14 protein-coding genes are annotated in these 15,085 nt (G+C 63.2%); 11 read left to right on the top strand and 3 right to left on the bottom strand.

Going from position 1 to position 15,085, the window contains the following annotated elements; translation table 11 throughout:
* The first annotated feature begins 203 nt into the window (after positions 1-203).
* On the top strand, positions 204-737 hold the full coding sequence (locus ACSR1C_RS05000) for a redoxin family protein (protein WP_460258241.1): 534 nt from the start codon (positions 204-206) through the stop codon (positions 735-737).
* Positions 738-747: 10 nt separating this feature from the next.
* Here ACSR1C_RS05000 and ACSR1C_RS04995 read toward each other — a convergent pair whose 3' ends face one another.
* A complete protein-coding gene (locus ACSR1C_RS04995; protein WP_460258240.1) occupies positions 748-1,689 on the bottom strand; it encodes a LysR substrate-binding domain-containing protein in 942 nt (313 codons plus the stop codon).
* A gap of 98 nt (positions 1,690-1,787) precedes the next feature.
* Here ACSR1C_RS04995 and ACSR1C_RS04990 point away from each other — a divergent pair, with 98 nt between their 5' ends.
* Complete coding sequence (locus ACSR1C_RS04990) at positions 1,788-3,293, top strand: catalase (RefSeq protein ID WP_460258239.1); 1,506 nt, start codon at positions 1,788-1,790, stop codon at positions 3,291-3,293.
* A gap of 128 nt (positions 3,294-3,421) precedes the next feature.
* The gene (locus ACSR1C_RS04985; protein WP_460258238.1) at positions 3,422-4,126 is read left to right on the top strand and encodes a VIT1/CCC1 transporter family protein; all 705 of its coding nucleotides are present in this window, start codon (positions 3,422-3,424) and stop codon (positions 4,124-4,126) included.
* An 11-nt stretch (positions 4,127-4,137) separates the two neighbouring features.
* Here ACSR1C_RS04985 and ACSR1C_RS04980 read toward each other — a convergent pair whose 3' ends face one another.
* Complete coding sequence (locus tag ACSR1C_RS04980) at positions 4,138-5,211, bottom strand: DUF6456 domain-containing protein (protein WP_460258237.1); 1,074 nt, start codon at positions 5,209-5,211, stop codon at positions 4,138-4,140.
* 281 nt (positions 5,212-5,492) lie between these two features.
* On the opposite strand from ACSR1C_RS04980, the gene ACSR1C_RS04975 reads away from it, so the two are divergent.
* Complete coding sequence (locus ACSR1C_RS04975) at positions 5,493-5,792, top strand: DUF6477 family protein (protein WP_460258236.1); 300 nt, start codon at positions 5,493-5,495, stop codon at positions 5,790-5,792.
* Here the strand turns inward: ACSR1C_RS04975 and ACSR1C_RS04970 are convergent.
* Positions 5,789-7,348: a trimethylamine methyltransferase family protein gene (locus ACSR1C_RS04970; protein ID WP_460258235.1), complete on the bottom strand. Its 1,560-nt coding sequence runs from the start codon at positions 7,346-7,348 to the stop codon at positions 5,789-5,791. The genes ACSR1C_RS04975 and ACSR1C_RS04970 overlap by 4 nt on opposite strands.
* Before the next feature lie 267 nt (positions 7,349-7,615).
* Here ACSR1C_RS04970 and ACSR1C_RS04965 point away from each other — a divergent pair, with 267 nt between their 5' ends.
* From ACSR1C_RS04965 to metA, 7 genes are all read left to right on the top strand, one after another.
* Complete coding sequence (locus ACSR1C_RS04965; protein WP_460258234.1) at positions 7,616-8,881, top strand: OmpP1/FadL family transporter; 1,266 nt, start codon at positions 7,616-7,618, stop codon at positions 8,879-8,881.
* Positions 8,882-8,959: 78 nt separating this feature from the next.
* Positions 8,960-10,522: a glutamine-hydrolyzing GMP synthase gene (gene guaA / locus ACSR1C_RS04960; protein ID WP_460258233.1), complete on the top strand. Its 1,563-nt coding sequence runs from the start codon at positions 8,960-8,962 to the stop codon at positions 10,520-10,522.
* 236 nt (positions 10,523-10,758) lie between these two features.
* Positions 10,759-10,929: a hypothetical protein gene (locus ACSR1C_RS04955; RefSeq protein WP_460258232.1), complete on the top strand. Its 171-nt coding sequence runs from the start codon at positions 10,759-10,761 to the stop codon at positions 10,927-10,929.
* Positions 10,930-10,992: 63 nt separating this feature from the next.
* Positions 10,993-11,862, top strand: a complete 870-nt coding sequence (locus tag ACSR1C_RS04950; protein ID WP_460258231.1) for a DMT family transporter — start codon at positions 10,993-10,995, stop codon at positions 11,860-11,862.
* Between the two features lie 112 nt (positions 11,863-11,974).
* The gene (locus ACSR1C_RS04945; protein ID WP_460258230.1) at positions 11,975-13,081 is read left to right on the top strand and encodes an outer membrane protein transport protein; all 1,107 of its coding nucleotides are present in this window, start codon (positions 11,975-11,977) and stop codon (positions 13,079-13,081) included.
* A 135-nt stretch (positions 13,082-13,216) separates the two neighbouring features.
* The gene (locus ACSR1C_RS04940; protein ID WP_460258229.1) at positions 13,217-14,077 is read left to right on the top strand and encodes an ATPase; all 861 of its coding nucleotides are present in this window, start codon (positions 13,217-13,219) and stop codon (positions 14,075-14,077) included.
* A gap of 45 nt (positions 14,078-14,122) precedes the next feature.
* Positions 14,123-15,046, top strand: coding sequence for a homoserine O-acetyltransferase MetA (gene metA / locus ACSR1C_RS04935; RefSeq protein WP_460258228.1), 924 nt, complete (start codon positions 14,123-14,125; stop codon positions 15,044-15,046).
* The last annotated feature ends 39 nt before the right edge of the window (positions 15,047-15,085 follow it).

Below are 15,085 nucleotides of genomic sequence, written 5' to 3'. Positions count from 1 at the left end.
CTTTGTTGCCCTTTACTTAGCGCTCTTTGCCGCAAATGTAACGCCCGATTTGCGCGGCCACGGGCCCGGCGGAATACCTTACCGAAATACTTACCGAAAAGATTGAACAGAATCTGGAATCGTTCTAACACATGCAGCAACGCGGCTTTGCTTATGCGGCAAAGCTTGCGGGCTTTTGAATTTGAAACAGCAGGATCAGCATCATGACCCCAGGATATCGCCTTCCCGACGTGACCTTCCACACCCGTGTCCGCGACGACAGCATCGGCGGGTCCAACCCGTTCAAATGGGAAGACAAGACCACCGCCGACTACTTCGCCGGCAAGCGGGTCGTGCTGTTCTCGCTGCCGGGCGCGTTCACGCCCACCTGCTCGACCTATCAGCTTCCGGGCTATGAGAACGGGTTCGCGGATTTCGCGGCGCAGGGCATCGATGCGATCTACTGCATGTCGGTCAACGACAGCTTCGTGATGAACAAATGGGCCGAAGCCCAGGGCATCAAGAACGTCAAGGTCATCCCCGACGGATCGGGCGAGTTCACCCGCCGCGTCGGCATGCTGGTCAACAAGGACAACCTGGGTTTCGGGATGCGCTCGTGGCGTTATGCCGCCGTCATCAACGACGGCGTGATCGAGGCATGGTTCGAAGAGCCCGGCCTGTGTGACAACCACGGCGAAGACCCTTACGGCGTGTCGTCGCCCGAGACTGTTCTGGCCTGGCTCAAAGACAACGCCTGAGCCCCTGCAATCACGCGCCGGGTGGAAACGCCCGGCGCGCCTGTTGTACCAGCCCCTGCCCCGCCTGACGCAGTAACGCGGCCAGTTCGGTGAACCACCCGTCATCGCGCGACAGCCGGCGGCGGACCAGTCCGATGGTGCGGTGCGGTTCTTCGCCGCGAAACCGGCGCAACGCCAGACCGGGCGCCCCCGCGGTTTCCGATTTCAGCGCGATCTCCGGCAGGAAGGTCATCCCGAAACCTTCGGCCACCAGCCCGCACAGCGTGGCCAGCGACGATGCCCCCAGATCGACCCGGGTCTGCGACCGTTTCAGCGCGCAGACCTCCAGCGCCTGATCGGCCAGGCAGTGCCCCTCTTCCAGCAGCAGCAGCCGATCGGGGTCAAGCGCGGTCGGGCGCAGCCCGTCGGCCCGGTCATCAAAAGCCGCAAGCTGAACTGCCGATCCGGCCAGCAGAAAGCGGTCCTCGAACAGCGGCTCTTCCACAAGGTGATCCAGGTGGCTGGGGATGGCGATGATGGCGGCGTCCAGCCGGCCCTCGCCCAGTTCTTCCAGCAAGCGTTCGGTCCGGGCCTCGCGCACGCCCAACTCCAGCGTCACGTTCTGGGTGCGCAACAGCGGCAGCGCCACCGGCAGCAGATAAGGCGCCACCGTGGGGATCGCACCCAGCGTCAGCTTGCCCGCAAGGCCGCGCTGCCAGCGCGCCGACAGTTGCAGCGCCCGGACCTCGTTCATGATCACCTGCGCGTGGCGCAGCAGCTCGTGTCCGGCCGGGGTCAGCACCACCTGACGCGGCTGCCGCTCGACCAGTTGCGCGCCGAGCTGCGTTTCCAGTTCCTTGATCTGGACCGACAGCGCGGGCTGGCTGACATGCACCGCCTCGGCCGCGCGGCCGAAATTTCGCGCCTCGGCCAACGCCAAGAAGTAGCTAAGTTGTTTCAATGTAATATTCATAGGTTTTTATTATCGTATATGTAATATAATACAATTTCTATTTATGACGGATATCAGTCACACTCGGCCTTGCCAAAATTCATTTCAGGGAGGCAACCATGACTGACACCAAACGCCTGACCACATCCGCCGGTGCGCCGGTTCCCAGCAACGACACATCGAAAACCGCCGGCCCGCGCGGCCCGGTTCTGCTGGACGATTACCAGTTGATCGAAAAACTGGCCCATCAGAACCGCGAACGTATCCCCGAGCGTGTGGTACATGCCAAGGGTTGGGGCGCACAGGGCGTGTTCACCGTGACCCATGACATCAGCCAGTATACCTGCGCCAAAATCTTTCAAAAGGTCGGCAACAGTTGCGAAATCCTGTCGCGCTGGTCCACCGTAGCCGGTGAGATGGGCGCCGCCGATGCCGAGCGCGACGTGCGCGGCTTTTCGGTGAAATTCTACACCGAAGACGGCAACTGGGATATGGTGGGCAACAACACGCCGGTCTTCTTCATCCGCGACGGCATCAAGTTTCCCGACTTCATCCGCACCCAGAAACGCCACCCCAAGACCAACATGCGCTCGCCCGAGGCGATGTTCGACTTCTGGGCGGCGCAGCCTGAATCGGTGCATCAGGTCACCATCCTGATGTCGGATCGCGGTATTCCGGTGAATCCGATGCACATGCACGGTTATGGCAGCCACACCTATTCGATGTGGAATGCCGATGGCGAACGGGTCTGGGTCAAGTTCCACTTCCGCTGCCAGCAGGGCATAAAGAACTACACCAACGCCGAGGCAGAGGCCCTGATCGGCAAGACGCGCGAAAGCTTTCAGGAAGATCTGTTCAATGCGATCGAGGGCGGCGATTTCCCGCGCTGGGAGCTGAACATCCAGGTCATGCCCGAGGCCGACGCCGAGAAGGTACCCTATAACCCGTTCGATCTGACCAAGGTCTGGCCACATGCCGATTACCCGCTGATCCCGGTGGGGGTGCTGGAATTCAACAAGAACCCCGACAACTATTTCCAGACGATCGAAAACGCGGCCTTCAGCCCGTCGAACAAGATCCCCGGCATCGGCTTCAGCCCCGATAAGATGCTGCAGGCGCGGGTCTTCAGCTATGCCGATGCGCATCGCTACCGGCTGGGCACCCATTACGAAACGCTGCCGGTCAATGCGCCGAAATGCCCGATGCATCACTATCACAAGGACGGAGCGATGAATTTCATCGGCCAGCGCACCGGCAACATCGATGCCTATTACGAGCCGAACCAATACGCCGACAGCGCCAAGCCGGACGCATCCGTGGCCGAACCGCCGCTGAAAATCTCGGGCGATGCCGACAAATATGTCCAGCACGAAGAGGACGCCGATTATGTTCAGCCGCGTGCGCTGTATAATCTGCTGTCGGATGGCGAACGGGCGCGTCTGCATTCCAACATGGCGGCGGCCTTCGGTCCCTGCTCGACCCCGGTCAAGGAACGCTGGCTGGCGGTGCTGGCGAAGGTGCATCCCGATTATGCCGCCGGTGTGCGCGCGGCGGATGCGGCGTCGGACAGTGACGTGAATGCCATTCCGGTCACCGAAGAAACCGAGGTGACCGCCGCGCAATAGGAAACCGGCATGACACAGTTTTCAGGGCGTCCGGGGCACCGGGCGCCCTTTGCTGTTCCAGTCATCTGCGGCAACCGCTATCGTACATAAGCCGTGTGTCCCCACCCAGCCACCGCAAGGAGATTCCCATGGCGAACCGGACGCTGGGCCACACCCAGGAGTTTCTCAAACAGATCGTCTTTGGCGGCAATGACGGCATTGTCACCACCTTCGCCATTGTGGCGGGCTTTGCCGGCGCCAAGGCCGAGGGCGTGGTGCAGATCGGCAGCCTTGCGGTGCTGCTGTTCGGGCTGGCGAACCTCTTTGCCGATGCGGTGTCGATGGGATTGGGCGAATTTCTGTCCTCGCGCGCGCGGCGCGACCTGTATCACGGGCGACACGCGGCGTTGATGCAGCGGCTGACGCGGGAGTCGCGCACCGGGCAGGCCACGCTGGCCGGGCTGCTGCGCGACCGCGGGCTCAGTTCGACCGACGCGGACGCGGCCAGCGCCCTGATCGCGCGCCAGCCCAAGCTGCTGGCCGAGATGATCATGCGGTACGAGGCCGGGATGTCGCACCCCGATGCCGACACGCCCGCACTGAGCGGGCTGGTCACCTTCCTGTCCTTCATCACCTTCGGGGTGCTGCCGCTGATCCCCTATTTTCTGTACGAGCCGACCACGACCACCTTTCAGCTGTCCTGTCTGGCCACGATCAGCGCGCTGATCATTCTGGGGCTGTTGCGGGGGAACGCCACGGGCACGCGGCTGGGACGCGCGGTCGGGGAAACCGTGCTGGTCGGCGGGGTCTGCGCCATCGTGGCGTTCCTGGTCGGGGTAATCGTGGGCGGCTGAACGGCCCGGTCCTAGCCGATCATGTCACGGCCCGGTCCGGCATGGTCGTCATAGTGCCGGCGCAGCCGCTGCAACGCGATACGCAGCACGACTTTGCCCGACCGCGCCGACCAGCCCATGCGCTTTTCCGCGGCTTCCATGCCTTCCAGAAAGCAGCAGCAGCGCAACACCACATCGCCCAGCCCCGGCCCCAGATCGCGCAGCGCCGCCGCCACCCGGTCGCGCGCGGCGCGCGGCCCGTCGGCCTGACCGCCACCATTGAACGTGCCCCGGCTGCCACCCGACAGGAACCGGTCCCAGTTCTGGGTGATGCGTGGCCCCATCTGCGCCAGCTCGAAATCCTCGCGCAGACGTTCGCCCGCGGCCACCAGATCGGCGGTCAGGAACGGCGCGCCGGTCTTGTCCTTGCGCCGCGCCAGCAGCGCCAGCGGCGATTCCGCCAGATTATAGCGCATCTGGCGCGGGCCTTCCGCGCCATCGTCGATCACCGAACGCTCGGCCCAATCACGATGTTGCTCGGCGAAGGGCGCGGAGGCCTCGGCGAACCCCGCCTGGGCCGTGCGCGGGTCGTCGGCCAGCATCCGTTTCAGTGCCGCACGGCCGGCCTGGGTGATCTGATAGGTCGCGACCCGGCCCGGCGCCTTGCAGGTGATCCAATCCTTCAGCGCGAAGGCCTCGACCGCGCCGCGGGACACCACGGCGATGCGGGTGGTTTCGCCCTTGTCGTTCTCCTTCAGCACGACCGCCTTTTCCAGATCCGGCGCGATCGCCAGGAACGCGCCGCTTTCGCACAACCGGCGCAGGATGCGGCGCGCTTCGCGGGTGACGGTGGCCTCATCGGCGGGACGGTTTGCATGTCGCATCGGTGCTGTCATCGGGTTGCAGTCCTCTTCTTCGTTTTCGGTAAACAGGGAACGTCCCAGGGTCTGAAGCGCGGCATCGACAAGCGGATCGTCGCGCCGCTGCTCCAGGCGGCGCACATGCCGCAGGATGGTCGAGGCATGCCGGCCCTCGGCCCGGGCCAGTGCGCGGATTGAATGGCCGCACACCGTGTGGGCCAGGTACAGGCCGACTGTTCCGGACACCCAACCGGGCAGATCTGCGGTTAATTCCGATGGCGGTATCTTCTGCCCTATCACCCTTGCCCCCTTGGCCGCGCCCGGTTGCGACCCTGCCGCCCCTACCTGACGAAAAACACGCTATGGTTGTGTTTGTTACCAAGCCGTTAACATAGGGGCCGTTTATTATAATTGTCCGGGAAAGATAAACTTCTCTGAAACCTCCGAACGGAGGATCATTCGAAAATGCAACACCCGCTGTGGTTGCGCCATTCTGTCATGACCAACACATGCAGGAGGTGTTTTCCATGACAGACCCGATCACCATTCTGAAGGCGCTGCGCCGTCCCCGACTGCTGATCCGCGCGGCCCGGTTCGGCCTGACCGATTACCGGCGCGAGCGCGATCTGACCCGGCTGGTCAGGGGGACGCGGCTGCCCTCGCCGGCCCAGGCCCTGGGCGCGCTTTTGGAACAGGAGGAACGGATGGAGGAAACCCGCCGCGCGGGCGATGCGGCCTATTCGATCGCGTGCCATGTGGAGCTGCTGATCGCGATGATGGCCGAGGCGCGGCTGATGCCGCAGCCGCCCCGGCAGGCGCAGGGTTAGACGAACGCGTCGGGCTGGGCGGCCTTCTTTTCGGCCACATAGGTGTCCAGCGCCTCGGCAATCGCGGGGTCCAGGGCGGGCTGCTGATAGTCGCCCAGCAGTTTCGCCACCCGGGCCGCGGCCAGCGCCTGCGTATCGCGCGCGCCGTCCTCGTCCCAGGTTTCGAACGGTTTGTAGTCCAGCAGATCGGTGCGCCAGAACGCATCCTTGAAATGAGCCTGGGTATGGGCGCAGCCCAGGAAATGCCCGCCCGGCCCGACCTCGCGGATCGCGTCCATCGCCTGGGCCTGCACATCCACCGGCACACCGGCCGCCAGCTTGTGCAGCACACCCAGCTGATCGGCATCCATCACGAATTTCTCGAAGCTGGCGACCAGCCCGCCTTCCAGCCAGCCGCAGGCGTGCAGCATGAAATTCACCCCGCCCAGAAGCGCCGCGTTCAGCGTATGCGTGGTTTCATAGGCCGCCTGCGCATCGGGCAGTTTCGAGCCGCACAGCCCGCCGCCCGACCGGAACGGCAGGCCCAGCCGCCGCGCCAGCTGTCCCGCGCCGTACAGGATCTGGCTGGCCTCGGGCGTGCCGAAGGTGGGTGCGCCGGAATTCATGTCGATCGAGGTCACGAAAGCCCCGAAAATCACGGGCGCGCCGGGACGCACAAGTTGGGAATAGGCCACACCGGCCAGCACTTCGGCCAGAACCTGGGTCAGCGTGCCCGCCACCGAGACCGGCGCCATCGCGCCCCCGACGATGAAGGGCGACACGATACAGGCCTGATTTGCGCGCGCATAAACCTCAAGCGCGCCCATCATCGTGGCATCGAAGGTCAGTGGCGAGTTGATGTTGATCAGCGAGGTCATCACCGTGTTCCGGGCCACGAAATCGCGGCCAAACAGGATCTCGCACATTTCGACCGAATCTTGTGCCCGCGACGGTTCGGTGACCGAGCCCATGAACGGCTTGTCGGTCAGGGTCATATGCGCGTGCAGCATGTCCAGATGCCGCTTGTTGACGGGCACATCCGTGGGCTCGCACAGGGTGCCGCCGGAATGGTGCAGCCATTTCGACATATAGCCCAGTTTTACGAAGGTGCGGAAATCGGCCATCGTCGCATAGCGGCGCCCGCCGGCCAGATCGCGCACGAAAGGCGGGCCATAGACCGGGGCCAGCACCAGACTGTCACCGCCGATTTCCACATTGCGGGCCGGATTGCGCGCGTGCTGGGTGAACCGGGCGGGCGCGGTGGCGCACAGTTTGCGCGCCAGGCCGCGCGGGATATGCACCCGCTCGCCGCGCACATCGGCCCCGGCCGCGCGCCACAGATCCAGCGCGCCGGGATTTTCCACGAAGGCCACGCCGATCTCTTCCAGCACGGTTTCGGCATTGGCCTCGATGATCGCCAGCGCCTCTTCGTTCAGCATCTCGAAATTGGGAATCTTGCGCTCGATGAACCGGGCGGTGTCGATCCGGATGGCGCGGCGTTCAGCCCGCCGCGCGGCCCCGCCGCCGCCGCGTCCCTTGCGCCCGGCCCGTGCCGGCATGTCATCGGTATCGGCCATTTCCATGCTCCTGCCCATCGCCCACGGGTCGCGCCGTGGCGCGGACCTGCGCTTGGTTTTAGTCAGTTTCCCGCTGCCGCAAAGGAGAGTTTGCGCCGCTCTGCCCGTCAAGTGCGACATCGTGCAAGACGGTTGACACAACACATATGAATGTGTCGATCTGGATGAAGGGAGAGAGACAGCCGCTGTTCGGCCTTGCTGGACGGCGGCACCACATACAAGAAAAGCAGGGCAATCAATGCACCTGCGCGACTGGGAGGACTACCAATGATCAATCTCGATGTGCGGCGCGCGGCGCCGGCACAGCTTTGCGCCGTTGCCTGCGCACTGGCCACCCTGGGCGGCCCGGCACAGGCAACCAACGGCTATATTGCCAACGGCTATGGCGGCGGATCGAAAGGCATGGCCGGCGCGGGCGTCGCGGTGCCGACCGGCGTTCTGGGCCTGGCGCAAAACCCGGCGATGGGAATGAAGGTGGGCAATCAGGCCGGGTTCTGCCTGACCACCTTCGCACCGGACCGCAGTTTCGATGTGGGCGGCGCCGGGCCGCTGATCCCCGGCACCTATGACAGCGAGAATTCGGTGTTCTTCATCCCCTGCGGCGGCGCGAACTTCACCCTGAACGAGCGGAGCGCGCTTGGCTTGTTCATCTTCGGCAATGGCGGCATGAACACCGAGTACGAGTCCAACCCGTTCTCGCCCCTGGGCGGCAGCGCCCCGCTGGGTGTCAGCCTGGAGCAGGTCTTCTTGTCGGTGAACTACACTTATCAGGTGACCGATCAGCTGTCCTTCGGCATCGCGCCGGTTTTCGCGCTGCAACGGTTCAGCGCGACCGGGCTGGAAACCTTTGCCGCATCGTCGATCGACCCGGCGAATGTCACCAATAACGGCGATGACTGGTCGCAAGGCTATGGCCTGAATATGGGCCTGTTGTGGGAACCGAACGCGCAATGGAGCTTCGGCGCAGCCTATCGCAGCCAGATGGACATGGAGGAATTCGATAAATATTCCGGCCTGTTCGCCGAACAGGGCGGCTTCGACATCCCCGCCGTGGCCACGCTCGGTGCGGCCTATACCCCGCCCACCAACACCAGGCTGACCCTGACCGCCGAGTATCAGCGGATTTTCTATGGCGACATCCCGGCGCTGGCCAATAGCGGCGCGGTTCTGGCCACCCCGCTGGGTGCCGATGACGGCCCCGGATTCGGCTGGGACGACATGGATGTGATCCGGGTCGGCGCAATCTGGCGGCACAGCCCCAAGCTGACGCTGCGCGGCGGGGTCAGCTATGCCACCAGCTTCACCGAAGGCGACGAAGTGCTGTTCAACACCCTGGCGCCGGCCACGCCGCAATGGCACGCCTCGGTCGGAGCCAGCTACAAACTGAACGCGAGCTGGGGCCTTACCAGTTCCTACACCCATGCGTTCGAGGCCCACAAGAACGGCGCGAACCAGACGCCGGGCTTCGGCCAGCCGATCTCGCTTCGGATGGTGCAGGATGAATTCGCCATCGGCATGACCTATAAGTGGTAGCCGTTTTTCGCACCGCGCGGCCCTGTTGCGGCGCGGTGCCTCTTGCACAAATGCGCCCCCCGCCCTATCAGCCACGGTATGACCAGCGCATCGCATGACCGCCTTCTTATCATCGACTTCGGCAGCCAGGTAACGCAGCTTATCGCGCGCCGCCTGCGCGAGTTGAACGTCTATTGTGAAATCCACCCGTTCCAGACTGTCACCGACGCCTTCCTGGCCGATTTCGCGCCCAAGGCGGTGATCTTTTCCGGCGGCCCCGCCAGCGTGATCGACGCGAATTCGCCGCGCCCGCCGGACTCGGTGTTCGGGCTGGGCGTGCCGATCCTGGGCATCTGCTATGGCCAGCAGGTGATGATGCAGATGCTGGGCGGTCTGGTCGAGTCGGGCCACGGCACCGCCGAATTCGGCCGCGCCTATGTCACCCCCAGCGCCGCCAGGCTGCCGCTGCTGGACGGCTGGTTCGAGGACGGGCATGAACAGGTCTGGATGAGTCACGGCGACCATGTCTCGCGGATCGCGCCGGGTTTTCACGTCTACGGCACCTCGCCCAACGCGCCCTTCGCGATCACCGCGGACCCCGAGCGTCATTTCTATGCGGTACAGTTTCACCCCGAGGTGCATCACACCCCCAACGGCGCCAAGCTTTATGAGAATTTCGTGCGCCTTGCGGGCTTTGCCGGCGACTGGACCATGGGCGCCTACCGCGAAGAGGCGATCCGCCAGATCCGGGAACAGGTCGGCGATGCCAAGGTGATCTGCGGCCTGTCGGGCGGCGTCGACAGCTCGGTCGCCGCCGTGCTGATCCACGAGGCGATCGGCGATCAGCTGACCTGCGTTTTCGTCGATCACGGACTGCTGCGGCAGGGTGAGGCCGAAGAGGTCGTGACCATGTTCCGCGACCACTACAACATGCCGCTGATCCACGCCGACGAGCAGGATCTTTTCCTTGGAGAGCTTGACGGCGTTTCCGATCCGGAAACAAAGCGCAAGATCATCGGCAGACTGTTTATCGACGTGTTCCAGAAACACGCGGGCGAGGTCGGCGGGGCAAAGTTTCTGGCCCAGGGCACACTTTATCCCGATGTGATCGAATCGGTCAGCTTTTCAGGCGGCCCGTCCGTCACGATCAAGTCGCATCACAATGTGGGCGGGCTGCCCGAAAAGATGGGGCTGAAGCTGGTCGAGCCGCTGCGCGAACTGTTCAAGGACGAGGTTCGCGCGTTGGGCCGCGAGTTGGGCCTGCCGCAAAGTTTCATCGGCCGCCACCCCTTTCCCGGCCCCGGCCTGGCGATCCGCTGCCCGGGCGAGATCACCCGCGAAAAGCTGGCGATCCTGCGCCGCGCCGATGCGGTCTATATCGACCAGATCCGCAAGCATGGCCTGTATGACGAGATCTGGCAGGCTTTCGTCGCGATTCTGCCGGTGCGCACTGTCGGCGTGATGGGCGACGGGCGAACCTATGACTTTGCCTGCGCCCTGCGCGCGGTCACGTCCGTGGATGGGATGACGGCAGATTACTATCCGTTCAGCCATGAATTTCTGGGCGAAACCGCCACCCGGATTATCAACGAGGTCAAGGGCATCAACCGGGTCACCTATGACGTGACCTCGAAACCCCCCGGCACGATCGAGTGGGAATGACCCTGCCCTGATCAGGCCCGTGCAGAACCACAAGCCCTTTGCACGATTTCTGCGATCCGGGCGGCCCAAAGGTGCACTTATAGAGTGATCACCGGGTCACTGGATCTGAAAAAAGACTCGATGTAGAAGCTGTTAACTTTTTCTGAATCGTGTAGATCTGCCGACATTTAACGAGTGAAAAGTATTTTTAACCCGGCAGTCCCTGCCGGATTTTCATATTGAATACGGAGCACTAGATGACGGTCCGGCTCTTTCGCTGTAAGCATTGCGGTCACAAGATGCGCTTTGCGGGTAATCGCTGTGGCTATTGCTATCGCCCCAAAAGCGCCTTCCAAAACTCGGTGCTGGTCTGCCTTCTGGCGGCATTGCCGATCACGCTCGGGCTCTTTCTGGCCGCAATGACCTGACGCTTTCCTTTCGCACCCATCCGGCGTAGCGTCCCACCACCAAAATGGCGGGGGGAGCGTGTCTTGGAGCACACCAAAGTGTCTGCGGCGATACAAGCCCCGCTGTGGATGGCCGGTGCGATCACCGCATTCACGACCATGGCGATTGCCGGTCGGGCGGCCCGGGTCGAATTGGATACGTTCGAGCTGATGCTCTATCGTTCGCTCGTGGGGCTGGTCGCCGTGCTGGCGGCGGGCGCGGTCGCCGGCACGTTGCGGCAGATCACGACACAGCGGATGGGGCTGCATCTGATCCGCAATATCAGCCATTTCGCCGGACAGAACCTGTGGTTCTTCGCCCTGACGATGATCCCGCTGGCGCAGCTTTTCGCACTGGAATTCAGCTCGCCGCTCTGGGTCACGCTGCTGGCGCCGCTGGTGCTGGGCGAACGCATCACCGGCGCCCGTGCTCTGGCCGCCGGACTGGGCTTTCTGGGCGTACTGGTGATCACACATCCCGGCCCGGCCAGCCTCAACCCCGGCACGATCGCCGCCGCCCTGGCCGCCATCGGCTTTGCCGGATCAATCCTGTTCACCAAGCGCCTGACCGAAGGCGCGACCATCACCTGCATCCTGTTCTGGCTGACCCTGATCCAGGCCGGACTGGGGCTTGGCACTGCGGCGCTGGACGGCACGATCACCCTGCCCTCGGCCGCGACCCTGCCTTGGGTGCTGCTGGTGGGCTGCGCCGGCCTTACCGCGCATTTCTGCCTGACCCGGGCGCTGTCGGTCGCGCCGGCGATCATCGTCGTACCGATGGATTTTGTCCGGCTGCCTGTGATCGCGGTCATTGGGATGCTGTTTTATGACGAACCGCTTGAATGGGCCGTCGCCGCCGGGGCCGTCCTGATTTTTGGTGCAAATCTGGTAAACATCCGCGCCGGAACACGCTAACGTGTCTCTCTCGGGCCCGGTTCTCAATCTTACGCCGCGTCAATAATTGACGTGCAAAGGTACCTTTCGATAGCGTCACCGTTCAAATTGCATGCCACCAAAGGGACATAAAATGCAAAAACTAATGGGAGGAGCGGCGCTGGCCGCGCTGTGCGCAGGCACGGCATATGCTGGCGGCGTCGAACGCTCAACGCAGTCTGCCGACATTCTGTTCGAGGAAGGCACCTATCTGGAGCTTGGATTCGGCTATGTGTCGCCCGATGTCAGCGGCACACAAGCCTCTGCAATTCCGCCATTTTTCGCAGAAGGCGCCCCAACCGGGGATATCGCGGGCGGTTATCTGGCGCCAAGCCTGGCCTTCAAGGCGGCGCTGTCGGACAAGCTCGACTTCGCGCTGATCCTGAACCGGCCGATCGGGGCCGATGTGAATTACGGCAACCCGGCCTACCTTTATGGCGGATCGACCGCATCAATCGATTCGGACGCGCTGACCCTTCTGGCACGCTACAAGCTGCCGTCGAATTTCAGCGTGTTCGGCGGGGTCCGAAATGAGCAGGCGTCGGGCAAGGTCGCCCTGTTCAACGGCTATACCATGACCACCGACACCGCGTCGGACTGGGGCTATGTCATCGGCGCAGCCTGGGAGAAGCCGGAGATTGCCGCGCGCGTGGCGCTGACCTACAATTCGGCGATCGAGCATGACTTCACCGCCAGCGAAAGCTTTTCTGCGGACCCGACCAGTTTCACCACCGAAGTGCCGCAATCGCTGAACCTGGAATTCCAGACCGGAATCGCCGCCGACACGCTGCTGTTCGGCTCGGTCCGCTGGGCCGACTGGACCGCGTTCGACATCACGCCGACGGTCTATACCACGCTGGTCGATCCGGGCGGCTCGCTGGTCGCCTATGACAACGACACGGTCACCTATAACCTGGGCCTCGGCCGCCGTTTCACCGAAACCTGGTCCGGCGCGGTCACTGTGGGTTATGAGGAAACCCAGGGCGGCTATGTCGGCAACCTGGGCCCGACCGATGGCTTCACCAGCGTGGGTCTGGCGGCGTCCTATACCGCCGGCAAGATCACCATCACCGGCGGTGCGCGCTATATCTGGATCGGTGACGCGGAAACGGAATCGCCGCTGATTGCGGGCACCACCCAGGGCGATTTCGAGGACAATACCGGCGTCGCCTACGGCATTCAGATCGGCTATCGCTTCTGATCCGCATCGAACGCATACGAAGGCCCCGCCAGCACGGCGGGGCCTTTATCGTCGTGTATCGGACCGCCGGATGTATTAGCATTTGACCGTTTCCGCGCCGCTGGCTACGAAACCCGAAGGCTACGGGGACAGGCAATGCTCTATCAATCGGCGAAAGACTGGCATGCGGCGGATCGCAAGCGCGTGCTGCTGTTCGGCATGTCGGGTCTGGGCAAGACCTATCTGTCGAACATGCTGCGCGCGGGCGGTGGCTGGTTTCACTATTCCGTCGATTACCGCATCGGCACCCGTTACATGGGCGAACACATCGCCGACAATTTCAAGCGCGAGGCAATGCGCGTGCCCCTGCTGCGCGAATTGCTGATGACCGACAGCGTCTATATCGCGTCGAACATCACCTTCGACAATCTGGCGCCGCTTTCGACCTATCTGGGCAAGCCGGGCGATCCGGCCAAGGGCGGCCTGCCCTTCGATGAATACATGAAACGCCAGGAACAGCACCGCGTGGCCGAAATCAGCGCCCTGCTGGACACGCCGCATTTCATCGATCGCGCGCAGGACATCTATGGCTATGCCAATTTCGTCTGCGACTCGGGCGGGTCGATCTGCGAGGTGGTGGCACCCGACGATGCCGACGATCCGGTTCTCAAGGCGCTGTCCGACAATTTGCTGATGGTCTGGATCGAAGGCAGCGACGCCCACGCGCAGGAACTGATCCGCCGCTTCGACCGCGCCCCCAAGCCGATGTATTATCAGCCCGAATTCCTGACCGCCGCATGGGCAGAATATCTGAACGAAATCAAGGTTGAAGAAGGCGGTGTTGATCCTGACGCCTTCGTGCGCTGGACCTATGCCCGCGCGCTGGCGCACCGTCAGCCGCGCTATGCCGCGATGGCCGAAAACTGGGGCCTGCGGATCAGCGCCCATGACGTGGCCAAGGTGAAATCGCCCGAGGATTTCGAGGCGTTGATCGCCCATGCCCTTGAGGCGCGCTGAAAAACCGCTTATTTCACGCCTCTTGCCGCAAACAGGACCTGCCCGATGCCGATCAAATTGCCCACTGACCTGCCCGCCTTCGACGTTCTGACGAACGAGGGTGTCATGGTCATGGACGAAACCCGCGCCGCGGTGCAGGACATCCGGCCGTTGCGGATCGGGCTGCTGAACCTGATGCCCAAGAAAATCCAGACCGAAAACCAGTTCGCCCGGCTGATCGGCGCCACACCGCTGCAGATCGAGCTGTCGCTGATCCGCATGACCGAGCATGAGACCAGAAACACCGCCGCCGAACATATGGAGGCGTTCTATCGCCCCTTCGCCGAGGTGCGCGCCTCGGAAGAGAAATTCGACGGCCTGATCATCACCGGCGCCCCGATCGAGCATCTGCCCTTCCAGGCAGTCACCTATTGGGACGAATTGAAACAGGTCTTCGCGTGGACCCAGACCCATGTGCACTCCACCTTCGGGGTGTGCTGGGGCGGCATGGCGATGATCAACTACTTCCACGGCGTTCAAAAACACATGCTGGATCGCAAGGCCTTCGGCTGTTTCCGGCACCGCAACCTGGCGCCCGCCTCGCCCTATCTGCGCGGCTTTTCCGACGACTGCGTGATCCCCGTCAGCCGCTGGACCGAAATGCGCCAGGCCGAAATCGACGCCGTGCCCGATCTGATCACCCTGCTGGGCAGCGACGAGGTGGGCCCCTGCCTGGTGCAGGATCCGGGGCACCGCGCGCTCTATATCTTCAATCATTTCGAATATGACAGCGACACGCTGAAACAGGAATATGACCGCGACGTGGCCGCGGGCACCGCGATCAACGTGCCGCAGAACTACTATCCCGACGACGACCCCAGCCAGCCGCCGCAAAACCGCTGGCGCAGCCACGCGCATCTGCTTTATGGCAATTGGATCAACGAGATCTATCAGACAACGCCTTACGACATCGGCCGGATCGGCGGCTAAGCGCGCCGGATTGCGCCGCGCGCCGCAATCGCCATACTG

The organism is Actibacterium sp. D185-2, from assembly GCF_054954595.1.
The sequence above is the reverse complement of the archived record's forward strand: the minus strand, read 5'-3'. Positions and strand labels throughout refer to the sequence as shown.